Source organism: Variovorax sp. N23 (genome assembly GCF_025486315.1).
Classification (GTDB): Bacteria; Pseudomonadota; Gammaproteobacteria; order Burkholderiales; family Burkholderiaceae_C; genus Variovorax.
The window spans coordinates 204876-223178 of sequence record NZ_JAOOPY010000001.1 but is presented as its reverse complement, the minus strand read 5'-3'; the positions used below and the strand labels follow the sequence as shown (position 1 = coordinate 223178).

Below are 18303 nucleotides of genomic sequence, written 5' to 3'. Positions count from 1 at the left end.
GTCAGCCCTCCTTGGCCTGAAGGGTCGAGCCGCGCTGCCAGCGCAGCACGCGACCGGCGATCAGTTGGATGGCGAGGTCGCTCAGGTAGCCGAGCAGGCCGATGCTCACCATCGCCGCGATCACGATGTCGTAGCGCAGGAAGTAATACGAATCCCACAGCACGTAGCCGACGCCGCTCTTGACCGCCACCATCTCGGCGGTGACGGTCAGCATCCAGGCCGAGCCGACGGCGATGCGCAGGCCCGAGAAGATGCTCGGCAGCGCCGCGGGAAAGACGATGTAGCGCAGCAGCTTGCCCGGCGTACCGCCGGTCATCGCGCCGGCGCGCAGCAGGTTGCGGTCGCAGGTCTTCACGCCGTGGATGGTGCTCAGCAGGATCGGGAAGAACGAGCCGAGGAACACCAGAAAGATGGCCGGCTTGTTGGCGATGCCGAACCAGATGATGGCCAGCGGAATCCACGACACCGGCGGCACCGGCCGCAGGATCTGCAGCACCGGCTCGATCAGGCGTTCGACGGTGCGCGACCAGCCGATCGCCATGCCTATGGAGACGCCCAGCAGCGTCGAGATCGCGAAGCCTGCGAACACGCGCGTGGCGCTCGCGGCCACGTCGAAGATCCAGTGGCCGCTGTAGGTCTGCGTGTTGCCGTCGGTGGCGAACACCCAGTCGGCCCAGGCGACGAGCACTTGCGACGGCGCCGGCAGCAGGGCGGGCGGCAGCACGCCCGAGCGCGAGAAGATCTCCCAGCCAATCAGCAGCAGGAAAGGGACGATGGCGCGTTCGATGCGGCGGTACAGCCGCCTGATCAGCGCCGGCCGGGCAACAGCGGTCGGCTGCGGCACGGGCAGGGTCGGTGCGGACGAAGAGAGCGCCATCGTGAGCCGCCGCGCGTCAGTAGCCCAAAGCCGACTTCGGCTTGCCCGTGGCCGCTTCGAGGAAGCGGTAGTCCATGTTCTTCTCGACCGCGGCGCTCACGTCGGTGTTGATGTACTTCAGCTCGCGCATCATCTGCGCGATGGCGACGGCCGAGGCGCGGTGCATCTGGTAGTCGGGGTACAGGTTGGCGACGGCACCGGTGGCGATCGCCTTGTCGAGGCCGGTAACCTTCTGAATCGTGTCGACGAACAGCGGCTTGTTGCTGGCCATGATGTCGTTGACCTTGATGATCGAACGCACGGTCTGCTCCACACCCTTCGGCTTGGCGGCGATCACGTCGGACCGCGTGACGATCAGGTTGGTCAGCTTGCCGGCGGCCTGGTCGTACGGGAAGGCGAAGAACTTGGCGGCCTTCACTTCACGGATCTGCGTGGCGAAAGGATCGACCGAGCAGATCAGCTCCACCTCGCCGCGGCGCAGCGCCTGCATGTGGTCCGACGGGTTCGGGATGTTGATGAACTGCACGTCCTTGTTGATGTCGATGCCCTGCTTGGCGAAGGCGCCACGCATGTGGATGTCCTGCGCATTGCCGCGCGACGCGGCCACGCGGAAGGGCTTGCCCTGCGCCTTGTAGTCGGCGATGAGCTTCTTCAGGCCGGCCCAGTCGTTCTCGGCCAGCGGCAGGTCGTTGCCCACCAGGATCTGCGAGCCGCCGTTGATCTGGCCGGAGATGGCCACCACGTCGAAGCCCTTGTCCAGCGCCGTGGCGTAGTGCAGGTAGGTCACCTGGGCGACGTCGATGCTCTTGGAGAGCAGTGCGGTCAACACGTCGTTGCCGGTGTTGAAGGCAATGGCCTCGAGCTTCACGCCGGTGGCGTTCTCGGGAGCGAGGGCCAGCGGCGTGCAATGGGCGCACTTGGCGTAGCCGAGCTTGATGGCGTCCTGCGCCTGGCTGGCCAGCGGCACGATGGCGGCGGCCACGAAGATGAGTTTCGCGATGAACTTGAACATGGTGTTCCTCGAAGGTTGGAGGGAGCCCGCACGCGGGACCTCCTCCTGTCGTGCAAACACCATGCCAGCTTTGAATCCAATGAGATGACCAGATTGGATACAAAGTGTGCAGCGATGGTGCAAGACGCACCCCACCGATGCAAGGGCGCGCACGGGTGCAGGGTTCAGCCCTGCACCCGCTCCCAGTAGCGCTTGCCCTCGTCGCCCCACAGTTCGCGCGCGGCCATTTCCGCCTCCGCGCACACGGCTTCCATGTCGACACGCGTCGGCAGGCCGTCCTCCACCAGGATGTCGCCCGCCACCACCACCATCCGCACGTCGCGGCCCTGCCCCGTGTGCACGAGGTTGCCCAACGGGTTCACGTGCGGGCGCAGGTGCGGCCGGTTGGCGTCGAAGACCACCAGGTCGGCCGCCTTGCCGAGCTCGAGGCTCCCGATCTCGCCCGCCATGCCCAGCGCCTTGGCGCCACCCATCGTCGCCATGTGGAACACGTGGTGCGGTTGCCAGCTGTCGTCGACGCGCCCTTCCTGCACCCGCGCCGTGACCAGCGCCCAGCGCATCAGCTCGACCATGTCGCCGTGCTGCGTGTCGGTGGCCAGCGCCATGTTGACGCCGGCACGCTGGAGCATCGGCGTGGGCGCGAGGCGGCCCGAGGTGGCGTTGCACTTGGGGATGTGCACCGCGTGCGCGCCGGCCGCGGCCATCTTCTGCGCGTCCGATTCCGTCACGTAGATGCAGTGCCCGCCCATCAGCCGTTCGTTGAGCAGGCCGACGTCGGCCAGCACCTCGGTCGACGTGTGGCCACTGCGCTCGCGCACGCGGTCGACCTCGATCTGGCTCTGGCCCAGGTGCGTGCTGACCGTGAGGCCGTGCGCCGCCGAGGCGGCCGCCACCTCTTTCAGGAAGCCGTCGGAGCAGGTGTCGACGGCATGCGCCGCCAGGTTGACGCTCACCCGCGGATGGCCTTGCCAGCGCGCATGGAGCGCCAGGCCGGCGTCGAGGGTCTTGCGGCCGATGACCGCATCGTGGTGCCAGTCGCCATGCGCCACGCGCGCGAAGTCGACGTCGTGGATGCGCCAGCTCGGGCACAGGCGCATGCCGAGCTCGACCATCGCGTCGGTGCCGACGTCGGCGTGCACGAAGTTGTCGCCGATCACCGTCGAGTCGAACAGCAGCGCCTCCAGCGCACCGAGCCGCGCCAGCGCCCGGGCCTGCGAGGGGTTCACGCGCGTGCCCTTGGGAATGCCGGGCGTGTACGACGGCGCGAAGCCCAGGTCGGCCGCCACGCCGCGCACCATCGTCAGGATGCTGTGCGTGTGGACGTTGACGAAACCCGGTGTGACGAAGTGGCCCGATAGGTGCAGCGTGCGCGTGGCCGTGTACTGCGCCGGCGGCTGCGCGTCGAGCCAGGTGATGCGGCCATCGCGAATGCCGATGGCGCCCTCGCGGATCTCGGGGCGAGCGGGGTCGGCCGTCAGCGCGATGGCGTCAAGCAGCAGCAGATCGAAGAAGGGAGCGGAGGATGCGGCGTTGTCCATGCCCTTGCCGAAGCAATGGCCGTGCCGCATTTTGTATCCAATCTTCCGGCGGCTAGCCGGCAGCCCTCAGCCCAGCAGCACTTCGGCCAGGTCGATCTCGGGCTCGTCCTCGACATGCAGGTTGAGCGATTTCTCGATGTGATGCAGGTGGTCGGTCATGAGGGCGACCGCCGCTTTCTTCTGCCCGGCCTCGATGGCGTCGATGAGCAGGGTGTGCTCGTCGTTCGGACAGGCCGCCACGGTGGGCGCTTCGAAGGTGAGGATGGCCAGGCAGGTCAGCGGCGTGAGCTCGCGCATCATGCGCGCCATGATGCTGCTGCCCGACAGCTGCGCCAGCTGCACATGGAACTCGCCCGACAGCCGCACGGCCGCGCGGCGATCACCCACATGGTGGGCCTGCTGCTCGCGCTTGACCAGCGCGCGCAGCTGCTTGATGGCGGTGGGCGCCTTGCCCTCGGCGATGCGGTCGATGAGCCGCAGCACCACCGCCGGCTCGAGCGTACGGCGCACTTCGAGCACATCGTGCGCCTCGTCCACGCTGGGTGTGGTGACGAAGGCGCCGCGGTTGGGAATGAGCGTGACCAGCTGCTCCACCGCCAGGCGCTGCAGCACGCCGCGCACCTGCGTGCGGCTCACCGAGAACAGCTCGGCCACGCGCTCTTCCGACAGCTTGGTGCCGGGCAGCAGGCGGTGCTCGACCACGGCTTCGTAGATGCGTTCGTAGATGTCGGCCTTGGACGCCGTCTTGGACGACGGCTTCAGGGCGCGGCGGGACGTGGAGATGGCCATGGTGCGGCTGTGTTCGGGAAGAGGTGCGACAGAGGCCGGATGGTACCCAGAAGGCCGCGCCACCGTCGGTGTCAGTGCCATTCGCCGAACAGGCTGCCCCAGCCCTGGACGCGGCGCGTGTCCACACCGCACAGGCGCAGCGCCTTCCAGACCGCCGTGCTCACCGTGTCGTAGACGGGAATGCCGAGCTCGGCCTCCAGCGCCGGCACCAGGTGCGCCGCGCGCAGGTTGGTGCAAAAGGTGCTGATGCATTGCGGCGAGGCCTTCGCGACCTCGCGCACCATGCGCGTGATCGCCTCCTGCGTGACCTCGGCGAACTCGAAGTTCACCTGATGCCCCAGGTGCCGCTCGGCGACGCAGTCGTAGCCGTTGGCACGGTAGTTGGCAACGATGCGTGCCTGCACATCCGCCAGGTAGGGCGTGGCCAGGCCGAAGCGCTTGCGGCCCGACAGCTGCATCGCCTCGTTCAAGGCCAGCACCGAGGTGCAGGCCGGGATGCCCGTCTCTTGCGTGATGCGCGCGCACAGCGCCTCGTCGGCCTCGAAGCCGAGCCATCCCGACGAGGTGCCGTTCCAGGCGATCACGTCGACGCGCGCATCGGCCAGCAGCCGCGCCGCTTCGAGGATGGGCGCGATGTCGAACTGCCCCAGCGCCTGCGAGCGCAGCGAGATCTCGGTCACGCGAAAGCGCGCGAAATGCGCCGACACCTCGGGCAGGCCCGCGACCATCGCCGAGGTGATCGGCTCCAGCGCGGTGTTGGACGACGGGGTCAGCATCCCCAGCAGAACACGTTTCATCGGACCCATCTCATGAAAACTCCGCGGGATCGATCGATCCCGGACAGCGGGTTGTGCGCAATCTTCATGCCATCGGGCGATGCATCGTCCCGTTCCGCCAGATGGACGGCGCTACCCAGGCCGGTGCGGTCAGCGCGCCAAGATGGCGTGGCGCGCACCATATGTGCACAAATCCACTTCACATTGTGTCCAATTAAAAAATACATTGGAGCCAATGGATGCACGGACATCCGCTCTCCGTTGGCATGCTTCTTGTGAAGCTAGGCACATGCACACCGATACCCCCACGCACGACAGCCCATTGCACACGTGGACGGCGCGCGCCCTCGCGGCGCAGGTGGCGTCGGGCGCGCTGCGCGCGGTCGACGTCGCGCGGCACTTCATCGCACGGGTCGAGCGGCTGAACCCGGGTCTCAATGCCATCGTGCAGTTCGACCCGCAGCAGGTGATCGACGAGGCCGAGGCGGTCGACCGGCGCATCGCCGCCGGTGAATCGCTGCCGATGGCCGGCGTGCCCTTCACCGTCAAGGACAACCTCTGGGTCGCGGGCCGCCGCATCGCGCAGGGCTCGAAGCTGTTCGAGGACTTCATCGCGCCGCGCGACGCCTGGGCCGTGGCGCGGCTGCGCGCGCTGGGCGGCGTGGTGCTGGGCATCACGAACTGCTCGGAGTTCGCCTGCAAGGGCGTGACGACCAACCTGCTGTACGGCGCGACGCGGCACCCGGTCGATCCGTCGCTCACGCCCGGCGGCTCGTCGGGCGGCGCGGTCGCGGCGCTCGCCTCCGGCCTCGGTCTGCTGGCGCTGGGCACCGACGCGGGCGGCTCGACCCGTCGGCCGGCCGCGCATTGCGGGCTGGTCGGCTTCAAGCCCAGCCCGGGGCTGATCCCGCACCCCTGGGGCTTCGCCGAGCCGAACTACGGCCTGTCGGTCATCGGCCCGATGGCGCGCAACGTGGCCGACTGCGCCTGGCTCTACGACCACCTGCTGGCCTACGACGCGGGGGACCCGGCCGGCGTGCCGATCGCCCCCGGGCTCGACGCGCTGCCCACGCTCGACGCGCCATCCGACGGGCTGCGCGTCGCGTGGAGCCCGCAGCTGGGCTGCGACTTCGCGGTCGATGTCGACGTGCTCGCGGCGCTGCAGCGGCGCGTCGATGCCCTGCGCGCCGCCGGCTGGCAGATCGCCGATGCCGACCCGCCCTGGCCCACCGAGGCGCGCGAGTACCCGCTGATGGCGCTGCAGGTGGCCGGCCTGCATGCGCAGTACGGCGAACGCCTCGCGACCGACCGCGCGCGCATCGACCCGGTGCTGGTCGGCCAGATCGAGGCCGGCGCGGCGGTCACGCCGGCCGACGTGGCGCGTGCCTTGCGGCTGAAGGAACGCATCGCCGCCAGCCTGTCGCGCTTCTTCGAATCCTTCGACGTGCTGCTGTGCCCGACCACGCCGGTGACGGCATGGCCGCTCGACCAGCTCGGCCCGGCGGTGATCGGTGGCCGCCCCGCTGGGCCGCGCGGCCATGCCGCTTTCACCCCGCTCTTCAACTACTGCGGCGTGCCGGCGTGTTCGGTGCCCGCGGGCACGGTGCGCGGGTTGCCGGTCGGGCTGCAGGTGGTGGCGCCGCGCTACGAGGACGCGCGCGTACTGCAGTGCGCGCGCAGCATCGAAGCCATCGACGACGCGTGAACCGCCGGTGCGTCAGTGCGTCGCACTCTTCGAGAACAGGTTGATCACCAGCACGCCCGCGACGATCAGCGCCATGCCGCCGATCGCCGCCGCATCGAGGCGCTGCTTGAAGATGAACCAGCCGACGACCGCGGTGAGCACGATGCCCACGCCGGACCAGATGGCGTACACGACCCCGATCGGCAGCACCTTCAGCGTCAACGACAGGCAATAGAAGGAACCGGCGTAGCCCACCGCGGTGACGAGGCTCGGCCACAGGCGCGTGAAGCCCTCGGAGGCCTTCAGGCAGGACGTCGCGATGATCTCCAGCACGATGGCCGCGCCGAGGGTGAGGTAGGTGTTCATGCGTGTTCGATGACGGTGGGCCGCGAGGATAGCGCGCGCGTCCCGCACCGACGTTTTCTCTCGGCCGTTGGAAATAACCGACACCACGACCCGTCGCGCGGCGCTAACTTCGCGCCATGACGCAACGCCTCTGGGACATTTCCCCCCCCGTGCACGAGGGCGCGCCGGTCTTTCCCGGCGACACGCCCTACCAGCAGCGCTGGGCCGCCAGCATCGGCCCGGGCTGCCCCGTGAATGTCAGCGAGATCACGCTGTCGCCGCACGTCGGCGCGCACGCCGATGCACCGCTGCACTACGACCCGGCCGGCGCCACCATCGGCGATGTCGACCTCGCCCCTTTCCTCGGCCGCTGCCGCGTGATCCACGCCATCGCATGCGGTCCGCTGATCGAGTGGTCGCACATCGAACATGCCGTGGCCGACCTGCCGCCGCGCGTGCTGGTGCGCACCTACCAGCGTGCGCCGGTCGAGCGCTGGGACGGCGCCCTCGCCGCCTACACGCCCGCCACCATCGAGCGCCTGGCCGCGCTCGGCGTGACGCTGGTCGGCATCGACACCGCCAGCATCGACCCGGCCGACAGCAAGACCCTCGACAGCCACCAGGTGATCCGCCGCCTGAACCTGCGCGTGCTCGAAAACCTGGTGCTCGACGACGTGCCCGAAGGCGACTACGAACTCATCGCGCTGCCGCTGAAGCTGGTCAGCGCCGACGCTTCCCCCGTGCGTGCCGTGCTGCGCGAACTTCCGAATCCAGTCGCCGTGCTGCGCGAGCTCCTCGAATGAACCCCATGACCATGACCCTCGACGACTGCCGCGCCCTCGACCGCGCCGACCCGCTGCGCGACCTGCGCGCCCTGTTCACGCTGCCCGAGGGCGTGATCTACCTCGACGGCAATTCGCTGGGCGTCATGCCCGCGGCCGCCCCCGCACGCATCGCCGAGGTGGTGTCGCAGGAATGGGGAACCGGCCTGATCCGCTCCTGGAACACGGCCCGCTGGATCGACCTGCCGCAGCGCCTGGGCAACAAGCTCGCGCGCCTGATCGGCGCCGCGCCCGACGAGGTGATGTGCACCGACAGCACATCGATCAACCTCTACAAGGTGCTGTTCGCGGCGATGAGCCAAGTCATCGACAGCGACGACGCGACGCGACGCACCGTGGTGAGCGAGCGCAGCAACTTCCCGACCGACCTGTACATCGCCGAGTCGCTGTGCCGCGAACGCGGCTTCACGCTGAAGCTCGTCGACAGCGTCGACGCCCTGCCTGCGGCGCTCACGCCCGAGGTCGCGGTGCTGATGCTCACGCACGTGAACTACCGCACCGGGGCCATGCACGACATGGCCGCCGTCACGGCCGCGGCGCACGCGGTGGGCGCGCTCACCGTGTGGGACCTGGCGCACAGCGCCGGCGCGGTGCCGGTGACGCTCAACGAGAGCAACGCCGACTTCGCGATCGGCTGCGGCTACAAGTACCTCAACGGCGGCCCCGGCGCGCCGGCCTTCGTGTGGGTGAACACGCGCCACGCGAGCCGCTTCGAGCAGCCGCTGTCGGGCTGGTTCGGCCACGCGGCGCCCTTCGAGTTCACGCCGCACTACCGGCCCGCACCGGGCGTGGCGCGCTACCTGTGCGGCACGCAGCCGATCATCAGCCTGTCGGCGCTCGAATGCGGGCTGGACACGCTGCTGGCGGCCGAGCCCTTCAACGCCGACTTCGGCCCGATGGCGGCGCTGCGCACCAAGTCGCTCGCGCTGACCGACGCCTTCATCGCGGTGGTCGAGGCGCGCTGCCCCGGCCGCTTCACGCTGGTCACGCCGCGCGACCATGCCCGGCGCGGCTCGCAGGTGTGCCTGTCGATGGCCGATGCGGCCGAAGCCCAGGGCAACGCCGCCTACGCCATCGTGCAAGCGCTGATCGCCCGCGGCGTGATCGGCGATTTCCGTGCGGGCGACGCGCAGACGCCGCACATCCTGCGCTTCGGCTTCACGCCGCTGTATCTCAGCTTCGAAGACGTGTGGAACTCGGTCGAGCACCTGGTGCAGGTGATGGAGAAAGAAGAATGGAAGCGTCCCGAGTTCAACCAGAAAAACGCAGTGACCTGACATGAGCGAAACCGAAAAGATCGTCCACGATGAGAAGGCGCAACTCGACTTCAGCCAGTCGATGAGCTACGGCGACTACCTGCACCTCGACGAGATCCTGAACGCGCAGCACCCGCTCTCGCCGGCGCACGACGAGATGCTGTTCATCGTCCAGCACCAGACCAGCGAGCTGTGGATGAAGCTGATGCTGCACGAGCTCACGGCCGCCACCCACTGCATCGCCACCGAGCAGTTGCCCGACGCCTTCAAGATGCTGGCGCGCGTGACGCGCATCATGGAACAGCTGGTCGGCGCATGGACCGTGCTCTCGACCATGACACCGCCCGAGTACAGCGCGATGCGGCCGTACCTGGCGAGCTCGAGCGGCTTCCAGAGCGCGCAGTACCGCTGCATCGAATTCGCGCTGGGCAACAAGAACGCGGCCATGCTCAAGCCGCACGCGCATCGCGCCGACCTTCTTGCACAGGTGGACGCGGCCTATCGCGCGCCTTCGCTCTACGACGAATCGCTGCGCCTGCTCGCGCGACGCGGCCTGGCCGTTCCGTCGGGCTACGTGGAACGCGACTGGACGCAGCCCTACGCGGCGAGCGACGAGGTCGAAGCGGCCTGGCTCGCGGTCTACCGCGACCCGCGCCAGCATTGGGACCTGTACCAGCTCGGCGAGAAGCTCACCGACATCGAAGACGCCTTCCGGCTCTGGCGCTTCCGGCATGTGACGACGGTGGAGCGCGTGATCGGCTTCAAGCGCGGCACCGGCGGCACCGGCGGCGTGAGCTACCTGCGCAAGATGCTCGACGTGGTGCTGTTCCCCGAGATCTGGCGCCTGCGCACCAACCTTTGAGGCACCGCCCTACCCGCCGTACAGCCAGGGCTGGTCGAGCAGGCGGGCACCCAGCAGGCGCATCGCTGCATCGCGCGCCACGCGCAGCGGCCCGGCGGCATGGAAGATCTGCGCGTTGCGGCGGGCCCGTGCCTGCACCTGCGCATTGCGCTGCCAGCGCGCCTGCGCATAGCGCTGGAGCGACGACGGCACATCGCTCGTGACGGCGCTCTGCAACGACGCCGCCAGCGCGACGGCATCCTCGATCGCCATGCCGGCACCCTGCGCCAGGTACGGCAGCATCGGGTGCGCCGCGTCGCCGACCAGCGCGATGCGCTCGTGCGCCATCTGGGCCGGGCCGGCGAGCGGCGCGCGGTCGTGCAGCGTCCAGGCGCGCCAGGTCGGCACGGCGAGCAGGTAGCTCTGCAGCGTCGCGCAGCAGCGTCCGGTGGCGCGCTGCAGGGCCTCGAGGCTGGTCGTCTGGTCCCAGTCACGCGCATCGCCGGCCGGCGCGGCTTCGGCCAGCACCACCACGTTGAGCAACTCGCCCCCGCGCACCGGGTAGACCAGCGCATGCAGGCGGTCGCCCAGCCACACGCGCACCTGCGTGCTGCGCTGCGCCAGCGGCAGGGCTGACTGCGAGAGCAGGCCGCGCCAGGCGGTGTGGCCGGTGGGCCGCGGCGCGGGGCCGGGCGCTTCGAGCTCGGCACGCACGAGGCTCCACAGGCCGTCGGCGCCGATCAGGGCATCGCCTTCCCACGCCCGCGGCCCATCGGTCGCGACGGTCACGGCATCGTCGGAATGCTCGATCTGCGCCAGGCGCGCCGGGTGGTTCAGCGCGATGTCGGCGCGCTCGCGCACCGCAGCGAGCAGCACGCCATGCAGGTCGGCGCGATGCACGCAGCAGTACGGCGCGCCGTAGTGCTGCAAGGCCGCGTCGCCCAGCGGCAGGCGGGCCAGTTCATGGTCGTCATGGGCCGCACGCACCACCAGCATGCCGGGCCGCGCGGCGATGGTGTCGAGCGCGTCCGCCAGGCCGAGGGCATGCAGGCGGCGCACCGCGTTCGGCCCGAGCTGGATGCCGGCGCCGACTTCGGCGAAGACGGCCGACTGCTCGAACAGTTCGACCCGGTGGCCGCCCTGCGCCAGGGCCAGCGCACTGGCCAGGCCGCCGATGCCGCCACCGGCGACCAGGAGCTGCAGCGCCATCCCTCAGCGTGGCGCGCCGGCCGGCGCGTCGGGGGCGGCCTGGCCGGTCTTCGCCGAGCCGCAGCTTCCGCAGCTGTCGCACGCGCCGCAGCCCGAGCTCTTGGCGAGCGAAGCGGCCAGCGCGTCGGCGCGCTGCGCATCGACCAGGCCGGCGCGGTGCGAGCCGGCGGCGAGTTTCGTCGCGGCCGAGCGCCGCCAGCCCGCGGGCATCCAGCGCCACACGGCATAGACGGCGGCAAGCGCCACGATGACTCCGACGATCAGGTTCTGTGCCATTCGTTTCAACCCCAGCCCAGTGCGAGCGCGATTCGATAGGTGATGAAGCAGGCCAGGTAGGCCAGTCCGAACAGGTAGCCCGCCATGATCCACACGTACTTCCACGAATTGGTCTCGCGCTTGACGGCGGCCAGCGTCGAGATGCACTGCGGCGCGAACACGAACCAGACCAGCAGCGACAGCGCGGTCGCCAGCGACCAGCTGCCCGCGATCAGCGGTTCCAGCGCCGTGGCGACGTTGTCGCCGGTCGCAGACAGCGCATACACCGTGCCGAGTGCGCCCACCGCGACCTCGCGCGCCGCCATGCCGGGCACCAGCGCGATCGAGATCTGCCAGTTGAAGCCGATCGGCGCGAAGATGTGCTGCAACGCGCCACCGATCCTGCCGGCCAGGCTGTACTGGATGGCCGGCCCGGTCGCGCCCTCGGGCGGTGACGGGAAGGTCGACAGGAACCACAGCAGGATGGTCAGCGTGAGGATGATCGTGCCCACGCGCTGCAGGAAGATCCAGGCGCGCTCGTACAGGCCGAGCAGCAGGTTGCGGACATTGGGCCAGCGGTACGCGGGCAGCTCCATCATCAGCGGCGAATGCTGCTGGCCGGCACCACGCTGGCGGAAGCGCTTCATCACCCAGGCCACGGCCATGGCCGAGACGATACCGAAGACGTAGAGCGCGAAGAGCACGATGCCCTGCAGGTTGAAGATGCCGCCCACGGTGCGCGCCGGGATGAAGGCCGCGATCAGCAGCGCATACACCGGCAGCCGCGCCGAGCAGGTCATGAGCGGCGCGATCATGATGGTGGTCAGCCGGTCGCGCCAGTTGCTGATGGTGCGCGTGGCCATCACGCCCGGGATGGCGCAGGCAAAGCTCGACAGCAGCGGGATGAACGAGCGGCCCGACAGGCCGACGGTGCCCATCACGCGGTCGAGCAGGAAGGCCGCACGCGGCAGGTAGCCGGAATCTTCCAGCGCCAGGATGAAGAGGAACAGGATCAGGATCTGCGGCAGGAAGACGATCACGCCGCCGACGCCGGCCACCACACCGTCGACCAGCAGGCTCTGCAGCATGCCCTCGGGCACCACTGCCTTCACGGCCTCGCCCAGCCATTCGGTCGCGGCCTTGATGGCGTCCATCGGCACGTTGGCCCAGCTGAACACGGCCTGGAACATCAAAAAGAGCGTGACCGCCAGCACCAACATGCCCCACAGCGGGTGCAGCACCACACGGTCGATGCGGTCGCTGGTGGCCAGGCTGCCGACCGGCTCGGTCACGGCCAGGCCGAGGATGCGGCGCACCTCGCGCTGGGTGGCGAGCACGTCGTCGAGCCCGGGGGCGACCCAGGGGGCCGGCGCCGCCGCCACCACCGGGGTGTCGAGCGCGGCGAGCAGGTCGCGTGCGCCGCCCGCGTGCACGCCGACCGTCTCGATCACCGGCACGCCGAGCTCGCGCGAGAGCACGGCGGCGTCGACCACGATGCCCTGTCGCTTGGCCATGTCGGCCATGTTGAGGGCCACCACCATCGGCAGGCCGAGTTTCCTGGCTTCGAGCACCAGCCGCAGGTTCAGGCGCAGGTTGGTCGCGTCGGTCACGCACACCAGCAGGTCGGGGGGCGGCTCCTTGCTCCGGCCGGTGACGACATCGCGCGTGACGGCTTCGTCGGCCGACAGCGCGTTGAGGCTGTAGGCACCGGGCAGGTCGAGCACGAAGACCCGACGCCCGCCCGCGGTGAGCAGCGTGCCCTCCTTGCGCTCGACGGTCACGCCGGCGTAGTTGGCCACCTTCTGGCGGCTGCCGGTCAGCAGGTTGAAGAGCGCGGTCTTGCCGCAGTTGGGGTTGCCGAGCAGCGCGACGCGCTCCGGCGGTGCGGCCGCGGCGCGGGTGGCGTTGGGACGAAAGTCGAGCGTGGCTTCAACCATGGCGGCTCGCTCCCCGGGTGACGTGGACAAAAGCCGCTTCGTGGCGGCGCAGCGCGAAAGTGGTGTGCCCCAGGCGCACGGCCAGCGGGTCGGCGCCGGGCATGCCGGTGGCCACGATGCGTACGGCTTCACCGGGCACGAAGCCGATCTCGGTCAGGCGCAGCACCAGTTCGCGGTCCTGGGCGGCCTCGGGCCGCAGCACATCGAGCACCGTGGCCCATTCGTTGATCGGCAGCCGGTCGAGGCTCAGCGTGGCGGCCGCTGCGCCCGCAGCCCCGGGGGCCGCCAAAGTCGTTGTTGTCACCCGAACATTCCATCGAGATAAAGATGAGAATTATTCTCGAAAACACCCCGCGTGACCACATCAGGCTCGGCTATGTCCCTCGGTCGCAGTGCGACAAGAGGAATCCGGAACGGAAAAACGCCGATGCCCGCAGGGGGCATCGGCGTCGAGTCAGCCGTTGGTCAGCCGTCTTGCCGCCGGAATCAGGCCGCCAGCAGCTGCCGCAGCACGAAGGGCAGGATGCCGCCGTGCTTGTAGTAGTCGACCTCGATCGGCGTGTCGATGCGCAGGCGCACCGTGGCTTCCTGGTGCGTGCCGTCGGGGCGGTACACCACCAGCTTCACGTCCATCATGGGCTTGAGTTCGCCCTCGATCACCACGTCGATCTTCTCGTGGCCGGTCAGGCCCAGGCTCTGCCACGAATCGGCGCCGCGGAACTGCAGCGGCAGCACGCCCATGCCGACCAGGTTGGCGCGGTGGATGCGCTCGAAGCTGCGCGCCACCACGGCCTTGATGCCCAACAGCTGCGTGCCCTTGGCGGCCCAGTCGCGCGACGAGCCGGTGCCGTATTCCTCGCCACCGAAGACCACGGTGGGCACGCCTTGCGCGATGTACTTCATCGCGGCGTCGTAGATGAACATCTTTTCGTTGCCCGGCTGGAACAGCGTGAGGCCGCCCTCTTCCTGCGTGCCCTTATCGTCGGGCGGCAGCATGAGGTTCTTGATGCGCACGTTGGCGAAGGTGCCGCGCATCATGATCTCGTGGTTGCCGCGGCGCGAGCCGTAGCTGTTGAAGTCGGCCTTCTGCACGCCGTGCGCCTTCAGCCAGATGCCCGCGGGCGAGCTTTCCTTGATGGAGCCAGCCGGCGAGATGTGGTCGGTGGTGATCGAGTCGCCGAACAGCGCCATGATCCGCGCGCCCGAGAAGCCCGGGTTGGTGGCGGCCGGCTTCATCTTGAAGCCCTCGAAGAACGGCGGCTCGGCGATGTAGGTCGAGGTCGGCCAGTTGTAGACGTCGCCGCTGACGCCCTCGATGCTGCTCCACAACTTCCCTGGGTTCTCGGCGATCTGCTCGTAGTTCTTGCGGAAGGCCTTGGCGTTCATCGCGAAGTGCAGGTTCTCGTCGATCTCCTTGGCGCTCGGCCAGATGTCGCCCAGGTACACGTCCTTGCCGTTCTTGCCCTTGCCCACCGGCTGGGTCATCAGGTCGACCATCACGTTGCCGGCGATGGCGTAGGCCACCACCAGCGGCGGCGAGGCCAGGAAGTTCGCCTTCAGGTTCGGGTGGATGCGAGCCTCGAAGTTACGGTTGCCCGAGAGCACCGCGGCGGCCACCAGGTTGTTGTCGGTGATGACCTCGTTGATCTCCGGCGTGAGGTCGCCGGCGTTGCCGATGCAGGTGGTGCAGCCGTAGCCCGCCAGGTAGAAGCCCAGCTTCTCCAGGTACGGCATGAGGCCGGCCTTCTCGAGGTACTCGGTGACGATGCGCGAGCCCGGCGCCAGCGAGGTCTTGACGTGCGGCTTGACGGTGAGGCCCGCCTCCACGGCCTTCTTCGCCAGCAGGCCCGCGGCCAGCAGCACGCTGGGGTTCGAGGTGTTGGTGCAGGAGGTGATGGCGGCGATCAGCACGTCACCGTTGCCGATGGTCACCTGCCCCTTCGGTGCCGCCGGTGCCGTGGCGCTCACATGGGCGGCGGCCTTGGTCGAGCGGTTGGCCACCATCTCGACCACCTGGCGGGGCGCGCCGGGCGCGGGCGCCGGCGCTTCCTCGTCGCTGCCATGGCCGTTCTTCGTGAGCGGGTAGCGGATCTTGAGCTTGTCGGCCGGCTGGTTGAAGCCGTTGGCCTCGTTCGGCTTGCTGTAGAGCTCGGAGAACTTGGTGGCCAGGTGGCCGAGGTCGATGCGGTCCTGCGGGCGCTTCGGCCCGGCCAGGCTGGGCGACACGGTGCCCAGGTCGAGACGCACGATCTTGGTGTAGCTGAGTTCGCCGGGCGCCGGCATGCCGAACAGGCCCTGCGCCTTGTAGTAGGCCTCGAAGCGCTCGATCTCCTTCTGGGTGCGGCCGGTGCCCTTGAAGTAGGCCAGCGTCATCTCGTCGACCGGGAAGAAGCCCATCGTCGCGCCGTACTCGGGCGCCATGTTGCCGATGGTCGCGCGGTCGGGCACCGCGATCGACGCGGCGCCGGGACCGAAGAATTCGACGAACTTGCCCACCACCTTCTCGCTGCGCAGGATGGCGGTGACGAAGAGCACCAGGTCGGTGGCCGTCACGCCTTCGCGCAGCGTGCCGGTGAGCTCGAAGCCCACCACGTCGGGCGTCAGCATGTAGACCGGCTGGCCCAGCATCGCGGCCTCGGCCTCGATGCCGCCCACGCCCCAGCCGACCACACCGATGCCGTTGATCATGGTGGTGTGGCTGTCGGTGCCGACCAGCGAGTCGGGGTAGTACGTCGGCACCTCGGCCTGGTCGTCGGCCGCCTTGTAGACGCCGCGCGCGAGGTATTCGAGGTTCACCTGGTGCACGATGCCGAAGCCCGGCGGCGTGACGCCGAAGGTGTCGAAGGCCTGCATGCCCCACTTCATGAACTGGTAGCGCTCGTTGTTGCGCTGGAATTCCAGCTTCATGTTCAGGTCGAGCGCCTTGGGCGTGCCGTAGTGGTCGACCATCACGGAGTGGTCGACGACCAGGTCGACCGGCACCAGCGGCTCGATGGTCTTGGGGCTCTTGCCGAGCTTCTGCGCCACGCTGCGCATGGCGGCCAGGTCGGCCAGCAGCGGCACGCCGGTGAAGTCCTGCAGCACCACGCGGGTGACGACGAAGGGGATTTCCTCGGTGCGCTCCGCGTTGGGCTGCCAGTTGGCCAACTGCTCGACGTTCTCGGCACCGACCTTCTGGCCGTCGCAGTTGCGCATGACCGACTCGAGCACGATACGCAGCGAGACCGGCAGCTTCGCGATGTTCGGGTACTGCTTGGCGAGTTCCTTCAGCGACCAGTATTTGCCGGACCCTCCCGACGCCGTCTTGAATGTCTTGAGGGCGGATGCGAAAGGGTGTGCCGGTGTTTTGGCCATGGGGACTCCTGTGATTCGTGGAAGCGCCTCAAAGATAGCAGGCTTCGAAGTCATTCGCTGTCAGAGGGATGGCCGTAAAACCGCACCCGCCGGCGGTCCGCTCCCTTCGGGCGGCGACCCGTTCCCTCCTTCGGCAGAGGCACCAGCGGAGCGGCTCAGGCCGCCGCCATGCGGCCGTGCGCGGGGCGCGTTGCACGCAGCCCCATCCACTGCAATTGCGCCAGTGCGATCACGACCAGCGCTTGTGCGAGCACCCAGGCGACGCCGAGCGGGGTCTGCGCGCCCAGGCCGCTCGCCAGCAGCGCCACGCCACCCACGGCCCAGGCCAGGTTGCCCGCGACGACCAGCCCGATCAGCCGGCGCGGCGGCACGGGGCGGCGGGCCATCCACGCCGCAAGCGCGGCGTAGGCCAGCAGGAAGAGACCGGTGCCGGTGAGCAAGACAGCGGGCAGGCCGGTCAGGCGCGCCAGGGTATCGGTCAGGCCCAGTTGCACGGCGCCGGTCGCGGCGCAGGAGATCGCGTCGGCGGCCATCACACGGGGCAGGAAACGCGGGGAAGCAAGGATCGACATGGTGGGAACTCCTTCAAGTGGGTGTGGCGCGGCAGGCCCTTCCTGCCGCGTGGAGTCGATGATTTCCGCGAGACGTCAGCACGTCGATGACCCGGGAGGTCATGGCCTGGGCGCGCGTGGCATCGCAGAATCGCCGCCATGCCCAGCCCCACCCACCCTCCCGCCGCCCCGGGCGCCCGTGAGCCCTTCGGCGCCCATCTGCGCCATTGGCGCCAACGCCGCCGGCTGAGCCAGCTCGACCTGGCACAGGAGGCCGAGGTGTCGACCCGGCACCTGAGCTGTGTCGAAACCGGCCGCGCCACGCCCAGCCGCGAGATGGTGCTGCGCCTGGCGGAACGGCTGGGCGTGCCGCTGCGCGAGCGCAACGCGCTGCTGGTGGCGGCCGGCTTCGCGCCCATGTACCGCCAGCGAGCGCTCGACGACCCGGCCCTCGCCGCCGCGCGTCAGGCGGTCGACCTGGTGCTCAAGGGCCACGAGCCCTACCCGGCGCTGGCCATCGACCGCCACTGGCACCTGGTCGCGGCCAACCGCATCGTGCCCCTGCTGATGGCCGGTGCGGCGCCCAAGCTGTTGAAGCCGCCGATCAACGTGCTGCGCCTGAGCCTGCACCCGCAAGGGCTGGCGCCGCGCATCGCCAACCTTGCGCAATGGCGCGCGCACTTGCTGGAGCGCCTGCAGCAGCAGGTGGCCGCCACCGGCGACGCCGTCCTCGAGGCACTGCATGACGAACTCGCCGCCTACCCGGTCGCCGGACCCGGCCGCGACGCCACGCCCGCAGGCGGCGAACTGGCGGGCGTGGTCGTGCCCTTCCAGCTGGCGATGCCATCGGGCGTGCTGAGCTTTATCAGCACCACCACCGTCTTCGGCACGCCGGTCGACGTGACGCTGCAGGAACTGGCGGTGGAATCCTTCTTCCCGGCCGACGCGCAGACCGCCGCCGCCCTGGGCGCGCTGGCGCGCTGACCACAGCAGCCGTCGGCGACGGCCCACACGAAGGCGCGGCATTGATGCGCCCT

Annotated in this window: 17 protein-coding genes; 5 read left to right on the top strand and 12 right to left on the bottom strand. The window is 69.3% G+C overall.

Going from position 1 to position 18303, the window contains the following annotated elements:
• Window position 1 precedes the first annotated feature (1 nt).
• From N8A90_RS01005 to N8A90_RS00985, 5 genes are all read right to left on the bottom strand, one after another.
• Window positions 2–877, bottom strand: coding sequence for an ABC transporter permease (locus N8A90_RS01005; RefSeq protein ID WP_262072781.1), 876 nt, complete (start codon window positions 875–877; stop codon window positions 2–4).
• Window positions 878–893: 16 nt separating this feature from the next.
• Window positions 894–1889, bottom strand: coding sequence for an ABC transporter substrate-binding protein (locus N8A90_RS01000; protein ID WP_262072780.1), 996 nt, complete (start codon window positions 1887–1889; stop codon window positions 894–896).
• A 164-nt stretch (window positions 1890–2053) separates the two neighbouring features.
• Window positions 2054–3457: an amidohydrolase family protein gene (locus tag N8A90_RS00995; protein ID WP_262072779.1), complete on the bottom strand. Its 1404-nt coding sequence runs from the start codon at window positions 3455–3457 to the stop codon at window positions 2054–2056.
• A 36-nt stretch (window positions 3458–3493) separates the two neighbouring features.
• The gene (locus tag N8A90_RS00990) at window positions 3494–4216 is read right to left on the bottom strand and encodes a GntR family transcriptional regulator (RefSeq protein WP_262072778.1); all 723 of its coding nucleotides are present in this window, start codon (window positions 4214–4216) and stop codon (window positions 3494–3496) included.
• Window positions 4217–4287: 71 nt separating this feature from the next.
• A complete protein-coding gene (locus tag N8A90_RS00985) occupies window positions 4288–5022 on the bottom strand; it encodes an aspartate/glutamate racemase family protein (RefSeq protein ID WP_262072777.1) in 735 nt (244 codons plus the stop codon).
• A 259-nt stretch (window positions 5023–5281) separates the two neighbouring features.
• Between N8A90_RS00985 and N8A90_RS00980 the strand changes: the two genes are divergently transcribed.
• Window positions 5282–6697 carry an amidase gene (locus N8A90_RS00980; protein ID WP_262072776.1) on the top strand — a complete coding sequence of 472 codons (1416 nt, stop codon included), beginning with the start codon at window positions 5282–5284 and terminating at the stop codon, window positions 6695–6697.
• Between the two features lie 12 nt (window positions 6698–6709).
• On the opposite strand, the gene N8A90_RS00975 is transcribed toward N8A90_RS00980, so the two are convergent.
• The gene (locus tag N8A90_RS00975) at window positions 6710–7042 is read right to left on the bottom strand and encodes an SMR family transporter (RefSeq protein ID WP_262072775.1); all 333 of its coding nucleotides are present in this window, start codon (window positions 7040–7042) and stop codon (window positions 6710–6712) included.
• Window positions 7043–7158: 116 nt separating this feature from the next.
• Between N8A90_RS00975 and kynB the strand changes: the two genes are divergently transcribed.
• The 3 genes from kynB to kynA are packed head-to-tail and all read left to right on the top strand — an operon-like array spanning window position 7159 to window position 9981.
• Complete coding sequence (gene kynB, locus N8A90_RS00970; protein ID WP_262072774.1) at window positions 7159–7824, top strand: arylformamidase; 666 nt, start codon at window positions 7159–7161, stop codon at window positions 7822–7824.
• A 5-nt stretch (window positions 7825–7829) separates the two neighbouring features.
• The gene (gene kynU / locus N8A90_RS00965; protein ID WP_262072773.1) at window positions 7830–9140 is read left to right on the top strand and encodes a kynureninase; all 1311 of its coding nucleotides are present in this window, start codon (window positions 7830–7832) and stop codon (window positions 9138–9140) included.
• Between the two features lies 1 nt (window position 9141).
• Window positions 9142–9981 carry a tryptophan 2,3-dioxygenase gene (gene kynA / locus N8A90_RS00960; RefSeq protein ID WP_262072772.1) on the top strand — a complete coding sequence of 280 codons (840 nt, stop codon included), beginning with the start codon at window positions 9142–9144 and terminating at the stop codon, window positions 9979–9981.
• 9 nt (window positions 9982–9990) lie between these two features.
• On the opposite strand, the gene N8A90_RS00955 is transcribed toward kynA, so the two are convergent.
• From N8A90_RS00955 to N8A90_RS00930, 6 genes are all read right to left on the bottom strand, one after another.
• On the bottom strand, window positions 9991–11169 hold the full coding sequence (locus tag N8A90_RS00955; RefSeq protein ID WP_262072771.1) for an FAD-dependent monooxygenase: 1179 nt from the start codon (window positions 11167–11169) through the stop codon (window positions 9991–9993).
• A 3-nt stretch (window positions 11170–11172) separates the two neighbouring features.
• Window positions 11173–11445 (bottom strand): DUF6587 family protein, encoded by a 273-nt coding sequence (locus tag N8A90_RS00950; RefSeq protein WP_262072770.1) that lies wholly within the window; start codon window positions 11443–11445, stop codon window positions 11173–11175.
• A gap of 5 nt (window positions 11446–11450) precedes the next feature.
• Complete coding sequence (locus tag N8A90_RS00945) at window positions 11451–13361, bottom strand: ferrous iron transporter B (protein WP_262072769.1); 1911 nt, start codon at window positions 13359–13361, stop codon at window positions 11451–11453.
• Entirely contained in the window at window positions 13354–13665 is a 312-nt protein-coding gene (locus tag N8A90_RS00940) for a ferrous iron transport protein A (protein ID WP_262072768.1), read from the bottom strand. The genes N8A90_RS00945 and N8A90_RS00940 overlap by 8 nt, the downstream gene beginning before the upstream one ends.
• Window positions 13666–13847: 182 nt before the next feature.
• Window positions 13848–16715: an aconitate hydratase gene (locus tag N8A90_RS00935; protein WP_262072767.1), complete on the bottom strand. Its 2868-nt coding sequence runs from the start codon at window positions 16713–16715 to the stop codon at window positions 13848–13850.
• A 155-nt stretch (window positions 16716–16870) separates the two neighbouring features.
• Window positions 16871–17287 (bottom strand): hypothetical protein, encoded by a 417-nt coding sequence (locus tag N8A90_RS00930; protein ID WP_262072766.1) that lies wholly within the window; start codon window positions 17285–17287, stop codon window positions 16871–16873.
• Between the two features lie 138 nt (window positions 17288–17425).
• On the opposite strand from N8A90_RS00930, the gene N8A90_RS00925 reads away from it, so the two are divergent.
• Window positions 17426–18250, top strand: coding sequence for a helix-turn-helix domain-containing protein (locus N8A90_RS00925; RefSeq protein ID WP_262072765.1), 825 nt, complete (start codon window positions 17426–17428; stop codon window positions 18248–18250).
• Window positions 18251–18303 lie beyond the last annotated feature (53 nt).

Excerpts from the sequence above, each read along its gene's own strand:
- N8A90_RS00995 (WP_262072779.1), bottom strand. The coding sequence starts at position 3,457 with ATGCGGCACGGCCATTGCTTCGGCAAGGGCATGGACAACGCCGCATCC.
- N8A90_RS00930 (WP_262072766.1), bottom strand. The coding sequence starts at position 17,287 with ATGTCGATCCTTGCTTCCCCGCGTTTCCTGCCCCGTGTGATGGCCGCC.
- N8A90_RS00950 (WP_262072770.1), bottom strand. The coding sequence starts at position 11,445 with ATGGCACAGAACCTGATCGTCGGAGTCATCGTGGCGCTTGCCGCCGTC.
- N8A90_RS00980 (WP_262072776.1), top strand. The coding sequence starts at position 5,282 with ATGCACACCGATACCCCCACGCACGACAGCCCATTGCACACGTGGACG.
- kynA (WP_262072772.1), top strand. The coding sequence starts at position 9,142 with ATGAGCGAAACCGAAAAGATCGTCCACGATGAGAAGGCGCAACTCGAC.
- kynU (WP_262072773.1), top strand. The coding sequence starts at position 7,830 with ATGACCATGACCCTCGACGACTGCCGCGCCCTCGACCGCGCCGACCCG.
- N8A90_RS00935 (WP_262072767.1), bottom strand. The coding sequence starts at position 16,715 with ATGGCCAAAACACCGGCACACCCTTTCGCATCCGCCCTCAAGACATTC.
- N8A90_RS00985 (WP_262072777.1), bottom strand. The coding sequence starts at position 5,022 with ATGGGTCCGATGAAACGTGTTCTGCTGGGGATGCTGACCCCGTCGTCC.
- N8A90_RS00925 (WP_262072765.1), top strand. The coding sequence starts at position 17,426 with ATGCCCAGCCCCACCCACCCTCCCGCCGCCCCGGGCGCCCGTGAGCCC.
- N8A90_RS00955 (WP_262072771.1), bottom strand. The coding sequence starts at position 11,169 with ATGGCGCTGCAGCTCCTGGTCGCCGGTGGCGGCATCGGCGGCCTGGCC.
- N8A90_RS01005 (WP_262072781.1), bottom strand. The coding sequence starts at position 877 with ATGGCGCTCTCTTCGTCCGCACCGACCCTGCCCGTGCCGCAGCCGACC.
- N8A90_RS00975 (WP_262072775.1), bottom strand. The coding sequence starts at position 7,042 with ATGAACACCTACCTCACCCTCGGCGCGGCCATCGTGCTGGAGATCATC.
- N8A90_RS01000 (WP_262072780.1), bottom strand. The coding sequence starts at position 1,889 with ATGTTCAAGTTCATCGCGAAACTCATCTTCGTGGCCGCCGCCATCGTG.
- N8A90_RS00990 (WP_262072778.1), bottom strand. The coding sequence starts at position 4,216 with ATGGCCATCTCCACGTCCCGCCGCGCCCTGAAGCCGTCGTCCAAGACG.
- N8A90_RS00945 (WP_262072769.1), bottom strand. The coding sequence starts at position 13,361 with ATGGTTGAAGCCACGCTCGACTTTCGTCCCAACGCCACCCGCGCCGCG.
- kynB (WP_262072774.1), top strand. The coding sequence starts at position 7,159 with ATGACGCAACGCCTCTGGGACATTTCCCCCCCCGTGCACGAGGGCGCG.